This is a genomic window from Oribacterium parvum ACB1 (assembly GCF_000238055.2).
Classification (GTDB): domain Bacteria; phylum Bacillota; class Clostridia; order Lachnospirales; family Lachnospiraceae; genus Oribacterium; species Oribacterium parvum.
On the sequence record NZ_KE148312.1, the window covers coordinates 2,324,775 to 2,339,314 of the forward strand.

The following is a 14,540-nucleotide window of genomic DNA, read 5'->3' on the forward strand; positions in this document are numbered from 1 at the left end:
CAAACTGAATGTTTTCCGATTTCTTTTCCGCTCTATGATTTTTGCTTCATTCCCACTCTACCGTATTGCTTTATCTGCTCTGTTTCTTCTTAGCGGAATAAGCTTCATAAAGCAATGTTTCCAGCAATATAATCGTCTGGAAAATATAAACCAGCAGCTTTTGACCCCCTCTAATAGACAGATATTTACTGTAATACAGTCTCTCCGATGCCTGCCGGATTTTTTCTCTTTTCACTAAAGACTTGATGCTTTTTCCGGTACTTCCGCTGTCTTGGTGTAAATAGCTCACCGCAGTACATAAAAAAACCTTAAAGCCTACTTTCTTCATGCGCTGTGCAATAACATTTTCCTCTTCATAAAGAAAGAAATCCTCGTCAAAACCTCCGCTTTTTTCAAAAGATTCTTTAGAAAAGCAAAGGCAAGAGCCATGAAGACAATCTACCTGCACATAAGGCTTCTGTTTCAAATATGCTTTTTTATAGAATAGGTAAGAGGAAAAAACTCTTCTGGAAAGTGGACCGGAAGCAAGGAGGGATAGGAAAAAGCCGTGAAGCTTCCACGCAGTCTTTTGCAATCCGATACCGTCCTGCATCACTCCTGAAACAAGTCCCGCTTCTCTTTCCCTTTGAAAAAGAGAAAGCACGGCAGGAAAATATTCTTCCGTAAAGGATGTATCCGGATTGGCTAAAAAAGCATGACACATTCCATTTTCAAAAAGGAAGCGAAGCCCCAGATTGTTTCCTGCTCCATATCCTTGATTCTCCTTTGCGCAAAGAAGCTTTACTCGCTCATTCTGTAGGGCGGAAAGATGAGAAAGACTGTCATCCGTAGAAGCATTGTCCACTATGACAATATACGAAAATAGAGGAAATGTTTCCAATTCCTCTACCAAACGGGAGCTGTTCTCCCAATCATTATAATTTAAAATGACTATGCCTACAGCCATTCCCTTCTCCCCTCGAGCTTATTCTCTGTAAGTTTTTTCTATTCCGAACTATTCTAGCATGGAAAAGGATGGAAAAGAATAGCAAAGGGGATTTTCTTCTATCTCTTTCTTCTATCTCTTTCTTCTATCTCTTTCTTTTTTCGCTTTTATATTTATCCTATAACAATTCCAGCTTATATTTTCATCTTCTTGCAAAGACTTCTGTAATACGCCTCTCCGATTCTTTCTCTAAGCTTCGGGAAGAAGAAGCTCAAGACATTCATCCCTCTATACAGCAGCATAAAAAGCTCTTTTCCTTTTACTTCTTCTACTGTAAACGGGCTGTTCTCCGCATAGTAGCGGAAAGCCCTTCCATAAGGATTCCCGCTTCCTCGAACGTAAGGCCGAGATGCGCCTGCAAAATGCACCATAACAGGGTGTGCCTTTGCCCGTTTAAATCCCTTCTTTTTCTCCAACTTTTCGTACCAAGGAGCATTCTCGCAAAGCGCCTTATAGCGAAAATAGTAATAGTTTGAGAAGAAATTGTAACGCTGGGGGAGCGGCTTAATCTTCCCTTTACATACTATATTCAGAATATCCTGATCATTAAAGGGAAGCCTTCCCTTCTTAAGCTGATAATAGCGAAGACACTGCTCCTCCAAGCCTTGCTCACGAAAATAAGAAAGATTCCAAAGTATCATGCCGGCATTAAAGTAAGGCTCTTTTTCCGAAAGCCCCAAAAAGCGACAATGGCTTTTATAAATACTCGGCTCAGCCGCCATACCAAGCGCATTTTCCGAAAGAGCTGTTGCATAAAGAGGTGTTAAGGACTGTAATACCACCGTATCCGCATCAAGATATAAGGCCTTCGTAACATTCTTCGGAAGCACTCCCGGAATAAAAAGTCGAAGCAACGTTGCAGGGGAAAAACTTCCCGTATTTAAGCCCGGAATACGTTTTTTCAGCTCTTGCAGTTTTTCTTCCAGCTCATAAAAGGAAATCTTCTGCCCCTCTCCCTCAATAAAGTGCCTAAGCTTCTCCTCATTTTCCTTCTTGCATCCCATACTCAGAATATGAAAATGTAATGTCTCCCCCTGCATAGTATGCAACACCGAGGAAATGGATACGGAAAGCAGCGGTATAAAATTGTCGTCAACGCCGTAAATAATATGCATAAAATTCTATCCTTCTGCCGTTTTAGGGTAGTAGAGACGATTGATTGCACTAAAGAGAGCACGAACCGAAGAACGAGTAATATTGGAGGAGATACCCACACCGAAGGTACTCTTTCCCGATTCCCTGTCCATTAAATGAATGTAGGACACTGCCTTTGCGGAAGCTTCTGCACCCAAGGCATGCTCATTGTAATCCATAACCGTAAAGTCCTTCTTTAATTCCTTCCGGAGAGCATTGACCGTTGCTTCAATCGGACCGGATCCGCTCGCAGAGACTTCCTTTAAAACACCACTGTTTTCAAAGCTCAACTGCACGAAACTGACATAGCCGTTCTTCTCATCTTCCATATCCATAGAACGTAAGTTTTTAAAGAAAAGAGGTTTCTTTGCTTCCACATATTCTTCTGTAAATACCTTAAGGATACGGTCGGGATCCACCTCTCCTTCCTTTTCGGAAATAAACTGGATATAGTCTGCAAACTCTCTTTGCATTCCCTTAGGCAACTTATAACCGTATTGATAATCCAAGATAAAGGCTACACCACCCTTTCCGGACTGGGAATTGATACGCACAACCGGCTCATATTCTCTTCCGATATCGGCAGGATCAATCGGCAGATAAGGCACCTCCCAAAGTAAGGAACTGTGTTCCTTCATTGCCTGTAAGCCCTTATTGATGGCATCTTGATGAGACCCTGAAAAAGCGGTAAAAACAAGCTTTCCCGCGTAAGGATGACGATCCGGAATCTGCATCTTCGTGCACCGCTCATAGACCTCTTTAATTTCCCGGATATTTTCCAAATTTAGAGCAGGATCAATTCCATGAGAGAACATATTGTAAGCAAGCGTCAAAATATCCACATTGCCGGTTCTTTCTCCATTTCCAAAAAGAGTGCCTTCGATACGCTCCGCTCCGGCAAGAAGAGCCAGCTCTGCCGCTGCAATTCCCTCTCCCCTGTCATTATGCGGGTGAATGGAAAGAACAACATTTTCTCTTTCCAAAAGATGATCCGACATAAACTCAATCTGATCCGCAAAAACATTGGGACTGTGCATCTCCACGGTATTCGGAAGATTGATGATTATTTTACGATTCTTTGCAGTTCCCCAAGCGGAAATCACGGCATTGCAGACCTCTAAGGCATAATCCATCTCCGTACCGGTAAAACTTTCCGGAGAATACTCCAGTCGTAACGCACCATGGAAATTCTTCTCCAGTCTTTTTACCATTTCCACTCCGGAAAGAGCAATCGCTTTAATCTCTTCCTTCGATTTTTTAAAAACTACTTCTCTTTGGAGTATAGATGTAGAGTTATAGATATGCACTATCGCTTTCTTTACTCCTTCCAATGCCTCAAAAGATCTCTCAATCAGTTCTTCTCTGCACTGTACCAGAATCTGCACCGTTACATCCTCCGGAATCAGCTTTCGCTCTACCAGATTCCGTAAAAAATCGTATTCGATTTGAGAGGCGGCAGGAAATCCCACTTCAATTTCCTTAAAGCCCAAGCGACATAGGAGCTGAAAATACTCAATCTTTTCCTCAACTCCCATAGGTTCCACCAAAGCCTGGTTCCCGTCTCTTAGATCCACAGAGCACCAGATAGGAGCCTTCTCCACCTCTTTATCCATCCAAGTTCTTTCCGGATAACGGAAAATGGGAAACTGCCGATAACGCTTTACTTTTTCCATGATTTTTCCCCCTATTTTACTCTATTAAACGATTGCTTCTCTTCTTTTAGGCTTAGTAATTCTTCCTTAGCAGCTTAGTAATACTTCTTTATATTGCTGTGTTTTTTGAATTACACTCCTCTTACTTATACCCTGCCATTGTATCCTAATATTTATGCCTGAACCAGTCCCTCTTTTTTCATAACTGCTATAACTTCTTCAACAAGACTTTTACAAGATTCTTCCTTCTCCGCTTCCACCATAACACGGATAAGCGGTTCCGTCCCGGAAGCGCGAAGAAGAATTCTACCCGTATCTCCAAGCTTCTCTTCCACCTTTTTTACTGCTTCTTGCACAGCAGGATTACTCTCTGCAAGAGCCTTATCCGTCACTCTTACATTTTCCAGAACCTGTGGGAATTTCTTATAGTCGGAGAGGCATTCCTTTAGGCTCTTCTTTTCTTCCAGCAATACTTCCATAAGCTTGATACTGGTAAGAATCCCGTCCCCCGTTGTCGCGTGTCTCAAGAAAATGATGTGACCGGACTGCTCTCCTCCTAAATCATAAGCATGCTCTGCCATATTTTCATAGACATAGCGGTCTCCGACCTGCGTCTTTTCATAGGAAATCCCCTCTACATCCAAAACCTTATATAAACCGAAGTTAGACATAACGGTTGTCACAATGGTGTTTCCCTGAAGCTGTCCTTTTTTCTTTAAATTCTTTCCGCAAAGATAAAGAATCATATCCCCGTCTACCAGATTTCCCTCGCTGTCTACCGCAAGGCAACGATCCGCATCTCCATCATAGGCAAAGCCGATTTCACAATCACTGTTTCTTACGTAAGCCTGCAGGGCCTCGATATGGGTGGATCCGCAATGATCATTGATGTTGTAACCGTTCGGAGTATTGGAAAGCACATGAGTATCCGCACCCAAGGCGTCAAAAACCGCCTTTGCAACGGATGATGCGGAACCGTTTGCACAGTCCAGTGCCACCTTTCTTCCCTTAAAGGAATGCATCGCAAGAGAAATGAGATAGCCTATATAACGATTCCTTCCGGCGGAATAGTCCACGGTTCTTCCGATTTTATCTCTTTTTGCAAGAGGAATTTCCCCGGTCTTTCCGTCCAAGTAGGCTTCTATTTCTTCAATAAAGTCATCGGAAACCTTTTCTCCGTTTCCGTTGATGACCTTTAAGCCGTTATCATAAAATGGATTATGTGAAGCCGAAATCATGACACCGCAGGAAAAATCCTCCGCACGGGCAATAAAGCTCACAGAAGGCGTCGTTGTTACGTGCATAAGATAGGCGTCTGCACCGGCGGCGGTAATTCCCGCAGAAAGCGCATACTCAAACATATAGCTGGAGCGTCTCGTATCCTTGCCGATTACAATACGGCATTCCTTCTTACCCCCTTCAGAAAAATAATACGCTAAAAACTTACCTACTCTGAAGGCATTATCTGCCGTAAGATCCACATTGGCTTCCCCTCTATATCCGTCAGTTCCAAAATACTTTCCCATATTTAGCTCCTCCTTCTGCCTTATAAACAGAATTCTCCTTTATCCGCGCTTTTCTCTATAATAGTTTTACTGTTTCGTTCCTTCTTTAAAAATGCACAGAGTATTCTTTTTACAGCTTTATTATTATAATTATATTTTTTGTATTATAATTATAGCCTTATTTTATAGCTTAATTTTGTGTCTGTTTTATGTTTTTTTCAATATGTACCTTTCCTATCTATATATTCACCGTAGAACTTATGATAAAAAAATTCGGGACTGCTCCCGAATTTTTTTAAGCGAACTACATAGATAGGCTACGCGCTTCAATCTCTAAAAATGGAAAGATCCACATCTCTAAAGATTCCAAGCTATCCGCGAGTATTTTCCTTTATTAACCAAAACAGGAACGACAGGGACTAAAGCCTTTTCCCCCCTCTTCCTCCGGCAGTGCTTCAAGGTAACGGGAAAGAGCATTCTTCCAGTCGGGAAGCGGAACAAAGCCCTGTTGTCTGAGCTTCTTTTTATCCAGTCTGGAGTTCTTCGGACGCTTTGCCTTACTAAGACCATATTCTTCAGTGCTGACCGGAATCACCTTCGTTTTCAAGCCTGCCTGCCTATAGATTTCCTTTGTGAAATCATACCAGGAAATATAGTCACCTTCATTGGTAGCGTGATAGTTTCCATACTTTTCCGTGCAAATCATATCCACCAAAAGCTCTGCCAAATCCAGAGTATAAGTCGGGTTCCCAATCTGGTCATTCACCACGCGAACTTCTTCGTGACTCTTTCCGACCTTCAGCATCGTCTTAATAAAATTCTTCCCATTTAAGCCGAAAACCCAAGCAATCCGAACAATAAAGTATTTTTCTAAAACTTCCCGGATTCTTTCCTCCCCCATCAGCTTTGTCTTTCCGTAGAAATTGATGGGAGAAAAGTTGGTCTCATCCGGCGACCAAGGCTCTGTTCCCTCTCCGGAGAAAACATAGTCGGTGGAAAGGTAAAGCATCTTCCCATCTCTTTCCTTCATAATTCTTGCCAGTACACCGGGAACTTCTCCATTTATTTTCTCGACAATTGCCTGATTCTCGGGTTCCTCTGCTGCATCCACCGCAGTCCAAGCGGCGCAATGAATGATGGCATTAATCCCTTCCTCGGTAATAATCTTCCTCGTCTTTTCTTCATCCGTTAAGTCCAAGCCGATATAAGGCATGGTGCAGGCGGGGCTACCATCCTGCACTCCGGAGTAGCTCTCTTTGATATCCGAGCCAATGGCATCAATTTCCGCATAATAGAGGCTGTTCATAACATCATGTCCCAGCTGTCCGTTTACACCGGTCACAAAAACTTTCATCTTATCCCTCTTCTCCGTACTGCTTCTTATAGTACTCCTGGTACTCTCCGGAAATGATATGCTCCCACCAGTCCTTGTTATTTAAATACCAGTCAATGGTCACGGGGATTCCGGTATCAAAGGTATACTCCGGTTTCCAACCTAGTTCCGTCTCAAGCTTTGTCGGGTCAATCGCATAACGCATATCATGTCCCGGTCTGTCCGTTACATACGTAATCAAAGACTCTGGCTTATTAAGTGCCTTTAAAATGGTTTTTACCACTTCGAGATTCGTTCTCTCGTTGTGTCCGCCCACGTTGTAAACCTCTCCAACCTTTCCCTTTCTTACGATAAGATCGATTGCCTTACAATGGTCCGTCACATACAGCCAGTCACGAACATTTTCTCCCTTCCCGTAAACCGGAATGCTTTCGTCGTTTAAGGCTCTGGAAATTACAAGCGGAATCAGCTTCTCCGGGAAATGATAGGGACCGTAGTTGTTTGAGCAACGGGAAATAGTCACCGGAAGTCCGAAGGTTCTGTGATACGCTAAAACAAAAAGATCCGCACTTCCCTTGGAAGAAGAGTAAGGGGAAGAGGTCTTGATGGGATAGTTCTCATTGAAGAAGAGATCGGTTCTGTCAAGCGGTAAATCTCCGTAAACCTCATCCGTTGAAACTTGGTGATACCGCTCGATACCGAACTCTCTACAGGCATCCATAAGGCAAACCGTACCTAATACATTGGTACGCAGGAAAAGCTCCGGATCCTTTAGAGAACGGTCCACATGGGATTCCGCAGCAAAGTTAATCACTCTGTCCGGCTTTTCCGTACGAAATAAGTCAAAGATAAATTCTCTATCTGCGATATCACCCTTTACAAACTTATAGTTCTTCTTTCCCTCTAAAGCCTGTAAAGTCTCCATATTTCCTGCATAGGTCAGCTTATCAAGGCAGATCCACTCCTCATTCGGATAGGCATTTACAGCAAAATGCATGAAGTTTCCGCCGATAAATCCGGCTCCACCGGTCACGATTGTTTTCATCTTTCCTCCTTAGATTCACGCCATTGTTCTATCGTAAATCAATTTTTTATTCTATATACTTTCCGTCTAAAACATCCTTAAGGTACTTGCCATACTCATTTTTCTTATAAAGCTCATACGCTTCCCATACCTTTTCTCTGCTGATCCAGCCGTTCTTATAGGCTATTTCTTCAAGGCAGGCAATCTTTCTGTGCTCATGCGTTTCCACGGTGTAAACAAAATTGGTCGCATCCACAAGAGACTCCTGTGTACCGGTGTCTAACCATGTGAAGCCTTTACCGAGAAGTGCTACATCGAGCTCTCCATTTTCCAGATAAATGCGGTTTAAGTCGGTAATTTCCAGCTCTCCTCTCTTGGAGGGCTTTAAGTTCTTCGCATACTCCACCACGCGATTATCATAGAAATAAAGGCCTGTCACGCAGTAATTGGACTTCGGCTTCTCCGGCTTTTCTTCAATGGAGATTGCCTTACCTGACTCATCAAACTCCACAATACCGAAACGCTCCGGATCATCCACATAGTAACCGAAAACTGTCGCACCGCTTTCCTTTGCCACCGCCTTCTTCAGAATATCCTTAAAGCCATATCCGGAGAAGATATTATCTCCTAAAATCATGGCCACCTTATCATTTCCGATAAATTTCTCTCCGATGATAAAGGCCTGTGCAAGTCCGTCCGGGCTTTCCTGTACAGCATAATCCAAGTTCATGCCGAGGGATGAACCGTCTCCGAGAAGCTCCTTAAAACGCGGCGTATCCACCGGTGTGGAAATAATCAAAACATCCCGAATCCCGGCATCCATCAGCACGGAAAGCGGATAGTAAATCATGGGTTTATCATAAATCGGTAGAAGTTGCTTGGAAGTCACTCTGGTTAAAGGATAGAGTCTGGTTCCCGAACCTCCGGCAAGAATAATTCCTTTCATCATTTCCCCCTTATTAAGAGATTTTATTGCGTACTTCCTAAGATTTTAGCATAGGAAGAGTGGATATACAAAGATTTTCTGTGAATTGCTCAGTTTAATAAAATTCGCCGATATCTTACATAGATGGTGCTTCTGTGCTACACTTCACAAATAAACTTTTTAAACCGGAGACAGAAAGTACTTCTTTGGAATAAACTCTTTACATAAATTATAAATAATAAAAAGGACATAAGAAATGGGAAAAGCATTGATCGCCATGAGTGGCGGCGTAGACAGCTCTGTAGCTGCTCTACTCATGAAAGAAAAGGGCTATGATTGTATAGGCATAACCATGAAACTATATGACAGTGAGACGGGACAGGCCTGTCGAAGCAAGACCTGCTGTACACTGGAGGATGTTGAGGATGCAAGACAGGTGGCTTCCACCCTCTCTATTCCGTACTATGTTCTGAATTTCAAGGATGATTTTCAAAAAAAAGTAATCCTCCCCTTTGTGGAGACTTATGAAAATGGAGGTACGCCGAACCCCTGTATCCGTTGCAATCGCTTTATGAAGCATGAGAAGCTTTATAAGAAAGCGGAAGAACTCGGCTGTGACCTCATTGTAACCGGACACTACGCAAGAATCCGCTATGATGAAGAGAAAAAGCGCTATCTGCTTCTTCGCGCAAAAGATGAAAAGAAGGACCAAAGCTATGTTCTCTATTTTTTAAATCAAGAGCAACTAAAGCACAGCATGTTCCCCCTCGGAGAATTCGAAACAAAGGAAGAAGTCCGCACTATTGCGGAGAAAAACGGATTCTACAATGCGGATAAACCGGACTCTCAGGATATTTGCTTTGTGACCAGTGGAGATTACGGTGATTTTCTGGAAAAGTTTCGAGGAGAACCTTATCCCGGCGGATATTTTGTAGATGAGGAAGGGCATAAGCTTGGAAAACATAAAGGAATTGTCCGTTATACCATAGGGCAAAGAAAGGGCTTGGGACTTGCTTTAAAGCAGCCCATGTATGTGGCAGGAAAGGATCTCGAAAAGAACCGAGTCATTCTTACCACGGGAGATGCCCTTTACTCCGAAGCACTCTTGGCCGATGATTTTAACTGGATCAGTATAAATCCGCCCAAAGAGGAGTATCCCGTTACCGCAAAAACCCGTTACAACGCAAAAGCGGTACCCGCCTTTGTTTCTGTGGAAGATAACGGAGCTGTACTCGTTCGTTTTGCAGAACCGGAGCGTGCCGTTGCTATGGGGCAGGCTGTAGTTCTCTATGACGGAGAAATGGTGGTAGGCGGAGGAACCATCATAAAGGCCATAAAAAAATTGGAGCATTAGAGTTAAAGTTGGTACAGTAGAGTTAAAATTGGTGCATTAGATTAAAAAGGAGAATCGACGCTTTAAACATACATCGATTCTCCTTCTAATTTTGCTTTATGAATAAGAAGTATTCCTCCTCGTTCTTTTCTCTTGACTCTATATAAAGCCGTATCTGCCGCAAAGGTATAGTCCCAGACCCTGTTTTTCTTTAATGGAACGGAATTTCGTATTCCTTGAGATATCGTTACAATTCCTCCCTCTTCTCCTGAATGCTGTAGATTTAAAGCAATGACATTTTCCGCCAGTTCCTTGGCATAGGTGAGGATTTCCTCATCCGTCATATTTTCATAAATCAAAACAAATTCGTCTCCGCCATAGCGGGCGGCATAAATCCCGGGATATTTTAGACACAGCTTTCTGATTTCTTCTGCTACAAGCTTCAGACACTCATCTCCCTTTTGATGTCCGTAACAGTCGTTATATTGCTTAAAGAAGTCAAGATCCACCATCTCAAAGGCCACCGGTGTCTTGGCATTGTAAGCTCGTTCAAAGGCCGCATCCGCAAAGGTGCTTAAGTGATAACGATTGGGAAGTCCGGTCAGATGGTCATGCTCCGCTTTTTTGGCAAGACGGAGGTTTTCCTCTTCCATGAAGGCATTCTGCGCCTTTAAGTCTTCCAAGTCCTTCCGAATAGCCAGCGCAAAGAGGACAGCGGAAATCTTTTCCCTCTCCTGCTCTTTTAACAGCTCATAGAAACGATAAGCCGCCGCATTTCGATTTTCCTCATCCTCCGTAACCGAATAAAAACGAATCTGCGATTCCAGAAAGCGCTTTCGTATCTCCAGAAGATTGATTTCCTGGAGCATTTCCTCTAAGAGACGCAGCACCTTGCGGCAATCCTCTATCTTCCCTATCTCCATATAGAAGTCCGCCAAATCACAGACATCTTCAATCATGTTGCTGCGAATAGCGGAAAAAACTGCCCGATCCGCAAACTGCCGGATGAGACAATCTCTTTCTTCCATTTTCCCCTCATAATGGGCAAGACGAATGGAAAAGGTGAGAATATCAATCCCCCCCATAAGTTCCTCTTCAAAAGAGGTTTTTTTTGCAAGCTCTAATATCGATTCCATACAGGCTCTTGCCGAATGTACATCTTGCTTTTTATTCAGATAGATATTTCCCAAAAAAGTATAAATATTGATCATATTGGAAACATAGGCACTGTCTACCGTATTTCCGCTGATTTCATAAAGCGCTTCTTCTGCATAGTAGCGTCCATGGTCATAGTCGTTTAAGGAAAAATACAAACGCGCAATATTGGAATTGATAATTCCTTTCAGTCCCTTATCCGGAATGTCGATTTTTTTACAATAGTCCATTGCAGACATGTAATAATCCATTGCAAGGGCATAGTTTCCGCGCAAAAACTCTGTAATACCTAGGAGATTGTAGGAACGGGTAAGAAGAGAAAAATCCTCGGACTCCTGCTGCACCTTGATTCCCAAGGACAGGTATTTCTGCATCTTTTCTACATCAAAGTGAAAGCTATAGTAAGCATCCGCAAGCTGATAGTAAACATAGCCTTGCAAAGCTTCATCTTCCAGTGACTCCGCTATCCCGAGAAGCAAACCCAAGTTGTGAAAAATCTCCTCATCAAAGAGCGTGTATTGCCTCTCTACCAAGCTTGCCAGATTCTGTATTTTTTTATCGTACCCGCTAAAATCCATGGCAATCTCATCCTATTCACAATTCTTTAGTTCGGATCATCCGCATCAATCGCCCCGGCTATATTGGCCGGTGCCTGTGCGGAAGTTTCTACAGGTGCTTTTTCCGGATTTCGACTTTCTGCTGAACTATCCGGACTATCCACCACATTTCCATTTTCTTTTGTAGTCTCCTTAGATGCTTTTTTACTGCTTTCAGTACTACTCTTCTTTGTCGTTTTAGTATCTGCAGACTTTGTTTTTGTACTACTGCTCTCACTTGTGTTTGTACTGCTCTTCTTCTTTGTCGATGCAGTACTTTCCACAGTAGAAGATCTGCTGCTTTCTGTCACAGTTGTACTCTGCAGATTTTCCGAGCTCACAGAGGAAGCCACGGTTTCCTTTGCTACAGGCGGAAAATTCTTGTATTGAATGCCATTTCCTCCTGCAACATCCTGCCCACGGAAGTGAATCAACTCGGATACAGTCACCAATTGATAGCCTCTTGCATTGAGCTCCGGAATAACGGTCTTGCAAGCCTCTGCCGTAGAAAGATAGAGAGCATGCATTAAAACAATATCTCCATCCTTTATATTAGATAAAATAGTATTTTTAGTTTTCTCCGCATCGCGGGAACGCCAATCTTCCGTATCAATCGTCCAAAAAATCAAGGGCTTCTGTACCGCCGTTTTCACATCATTGCTATAATTGCCTCCCGGAAGACGAACCAGAGCCGGCTTTACGCCGCTGGCTTTCTCCACCGCAGCATCGGTCTTATCGAATTCATTACGGATATAGTCCACACCTTTTTTACTCAGGTGAATATCATGATCATAGGAATGGTTTCCGATTTCATGTCCGCGTTCCACAGTATTTTTTATATCTTCAGGGAACTTCTCCACTCTTTGTCCCACCACAAAGAAGGTTGCTCTTCCGTTTACCTTTTCCAGCTCGTCCATGAGAATCCCGTCAACCTGCACATCCGGCCCGTCATCAAAGGTCAAAGCAACCATAGGCTTTTCCGGATCGATATATCTTCCGCCTGAAAACACCAATCCTTCCGCATTGGTTTCGCCATTTTCGGGGGTGGTTTCCTCCGTGCTTTCCTCTTCCGTCTCCGGGGAAGTTTCCATACTGCTTTCCACTACGGTTTCAAGCTCTCCCTTTTGTGCCTCTCGCCTTTTTTCCAAAAAACGAAATGCCATGGCAAAGACCTGGAACACCATGAATAAGGTAAACAAAACAACAAAGGCAAAAATAATTCTTGCCTTCCTCGCCTCTTTTTGTCTCTTCAGCTTTGCTCTCTTTCGCATAAGAAGACGCTTTTCTTCTTCCGTAAGGGGTCTTTTTCTTTTTACTTTATTTTGAACTCGATTACTCGATTGATGATTCTGACTTCTGTCTCGAAATTTTTTCTCTCCGCTTCCAAGCTTTCGTTTATCTGCCATGCTTTAGTCCTTTTATGAAAATCTATATATTTAACAAAATAGAATTATATCTTGCCGAATATCTTTATAACTTTGTATCTTCCTTACTATAGCACATTTTCCCGAACTTTTCGAAAGAGTTTAGGAAGAAAAACAAAAATCTTGGGAAGAAAAGCAAAAATCTTTTCTTGAACGGTTTTTGCAAATTGTTTACAATAGCAGGCGATAAAAGCAAGAGAAACACAAAGACAAAGTCGTTTTCGAGAAAATGAAAAAGCTATTCTTTTCAAAATATAAACAAAAAAATAAGATAAATAAGAAATCCGGATGAGAATATTTGTAAAAGACAAAGAGAAAAAATAGGGGGATTTAAAATGGATAAAAAAGGAATTCAAGAAATTAAAAAATGCTTTAAAAAAGAGGACTGCCGTATTGACCGGATACGAAGCTGTTTCGTCAGTGAAGAAGGAGAAGTACTCTCTCAGTTTTCCGACTCCTTTTTTTCTCTGGAAGACGAAGAAATGCACAAGTATTGTGCTCTGTTTAAGCAGTCTCTTTCCGGTAAGTTCGGTAGAGAGCTCTATACACTGGAGTTTCCTCTTTCCGAAGAGGAAACAGGCGGAAAGCAGGACAGTCTCTACCGCTTAAATGAATCAGAGCTTAAAGAAGAAGGGCTTTGCGAGAATTTTTTCCAAAAGATAAGAGAAAGCTATCCCGTTCCCGGGAAGAAGCTCTTGATTCTTGCACACGGTGTCTATGATGTTCCCCAAAAAGGAACAGATGGAATCACGATGGAAGATGCATCCGATACCGTTTACTCCTTTACTTTATTTTTGCTCTGTCCGGTAAGTCTCTTAAAAGAAGGACTCTGCTTTGATAAGGAAACGGACAGTTTTATTGCTCGTTCCGAAGACTTTGTGGTACAAAAGCCGGAGATTTCCTTCCTTTATCCCGCTTTTCACGAGCGATCCAGTGACATTCATGCCCTCCTCTACCGCGCAAAAAAGCGGGAGGAAGGACTGGACACACTGACCGAGGAGCTGTTCGGCATCCCCCTTCCCTATGGAGAAAAAGAACAAAAAGGACAGTTCTCCGCTTTAGTGCAGGAAGTTTTGAAGGAGAATTGTAATTTTGAAAATGTCCGTACCTTACAGGAAGAATTACAGGAGTTAAAGGAACAAGGGAAGGAAGAGGAAAAAGAACAGACCCTCTCTAAGTCACAGCTAAAACAGCTCTTAGAAAACGCCGGCGCTACGGAAGAAGGACTTGCAAACTTCTCTGCGCTCTACGATGAAAGTCTGGGAGAACATGATTCTTCCTTCTATACCGAAAACCTTGTAAATAGCAGCCTGCAACTAAAATCCGAAAACCTGCAGCTAAAAATCAAAAATGAAGTTTCCGCCATTTTGGAAAGCAAAATAATAGAAGGGAAAGAGTATTTACTCATCCCCGTCTCGGACAATCTTGAAGTAAATGGAATTCCCATTCGCAGAAGGCTGGAGCTGGAGTAACT

Annotated in this window: 11 protein-coding genes; 2 read left to right on the top strand and 9 right to left on the bottom strand. The window is 42.7% G+C overall.

The genetic code is table 11. From position 1 onward, the window contains the following. Positions 1 to 70: 70 nt before the first annotated feature. The 7 genes from HMPREF9625_RS10335 to rfbA all read right to left on the bottom strand — a co-directional run bounded on the left by HMPREF9625_RS10335 (position 71) and on the right by rfbA (position 8,579). Positions 71 to 946, bottom strand: coding sequence for a glycosyltransferase (locus HMPREF9625_RS10335; protein ID WP_009534643.1), 876 nt, complete (start codon positions 944 to 946; stop codon positions 71 to 73). A gap of 173 nt (positions 947 to 1,119) precedes the next feature. Then, positions 1,120 to 2,100 carry a glycosyltransferase family 8 protein gene (locus tag HMPREF9625_RS10340; protein WP_009534644.1) on the bottom strand — a complete coding sequence of 327 codons (981 nt, stop codon included), beginning with the start codon at positions 2,098 to 2,100 and terminating at the stop codon, positions 1,120 to 1,122. A gap of 6 nt (positions 2,101 to 2,106) precedes the next feature. Further along, positions 2,107 to 3,792: a 2-isopropylmalate synthase gene (leuA, locus tag HMPREF9625_RS10345; protein ID WP_009534645.1), complete on the bottom strand. Its 1,686-nt coding sequence runs from the start codon at positions 3,790 to 3,792 to the stop codon at positions 2,107 to 2,109. Positions 3,793 to 3,944: 152 nt separating this feature from the next. Further along, a complete protein-coding gene (gene glmM / locus HMPREF9625_RS10350) occupies positions 3,945 to 5,297 on the bottom strand; it encodes a phosphoglucosamine mutase (RefSeq protein WP_009534646.1) in 1,353 nt (450 codons plus the stop codon). Positions 5,298 to 5,670: 373 nt separating this feature from the next. After that, complete coding sequence (gene rfbD, locus HMPREF9625_RS10355) at positions 5,671 to 6,630, bottom strand: dTDP-4-dehydrorhamnose reductase (protein WP_009534647.1); 960 nt, start codon at positions 6,628 to 6,630, stop codon at positions 5,671 to 5,673. Between the two features lies 1 nt (position 6,631). After that, positions 6,632 to 7,654, bottom strand: coding sequence for a dTDP-glucose 4,6-dehydratase (gene rfbB, locus HMPREF9625_RS10360; protein WP_009534648.1), 1,023 nt, complete (start codon positions 7,652 to 7,654; stop codon positions 6,632 to 6,634). A gap of 46 nt (positions 7,655 to 7,700) precedes the next feature. Beyond that, a complete protein-coding gene (rfbA, locus tag HMPREF9625_RS10365; RefSeq protein ID WP_009534649.1) occupies positions 7,701 to 8,579 on the bottom strand; it encodes a glucose-1-phosphate thymidylyltransferase RfbA in 879 nt (292 codons plus the stop codon). Positions 8,580 to 8,814: 235 nt separating this feature from the next. On the opposite strand from rfbA, the gene mnmA reads away from it, so the two are divergent. Further along, positions 8,815 to 9,912, top strand: coding sequence for a tRNA 2-thiouridine(34) synthase MnmA (gene mnmA, locus HMPREF9625_RS10370; protein WP_009534650.1), 1,098 nt, complete (start codon positions 8,815 to 8,817; stop codon positions 9,910 to 9,912). A 62-nt stretch (positions 9,913 to 9,974) separates the two neighbouring features. On the opposite strand, the gene HMPREF9625_RS10375 is transcribed toward mnmA, so the two are convergent. Both HMPREF9625_RS10375 and HMPREF9625_RS10380 read right to left on the bottom strand, forming a co-directional pair. Then, positions 9,975 to 11,624: a tetratricopeptide repeat-containing diguanylate cyclase gene (locus tag HMPREF9625_RS10375; protein WP_009534651.1), complete on the bottom strand. Its 1,650-nt coding sequence runs from the start codon at positions 11,622 to 11,624 to the stop codon at positions 9,975 to 9,977. 26 nt (positions 11,625 to 11,650) lie between these two features. After that, complete coding sequence (locus tag HMPREF9625_RS10380; protein WP_009534652.1) at positions 11,651 to 13,048, bottom strand: polysaccharide deacetylase family protein; 1,398 nt, start codon at positions 13,046 to 13,048, stop codon at positions 11,651 to 11,653. Positions 13,049 to 13,401: 353 nt separating this feature from the next. On the opposite strand from HMPREF9625_RS10380, the gene HMPREF9625_RS10390 reads away from it, so the two are divergent. Continuing rightward, positions 13,402 to 14,538, top strand: a complete 1,137-nt coding sequence (locus HMPREF9625_RS10390; RefSeq protein WP_009534653.1) for a DUF4317 domain-containing protein — start codon at positions 13,402 to 13,404, stop codon at positions 14,536 to 14,538. The last annotated feature ends 2 nt before the right edge of the window (positions 14,539 to 14,540 follow it).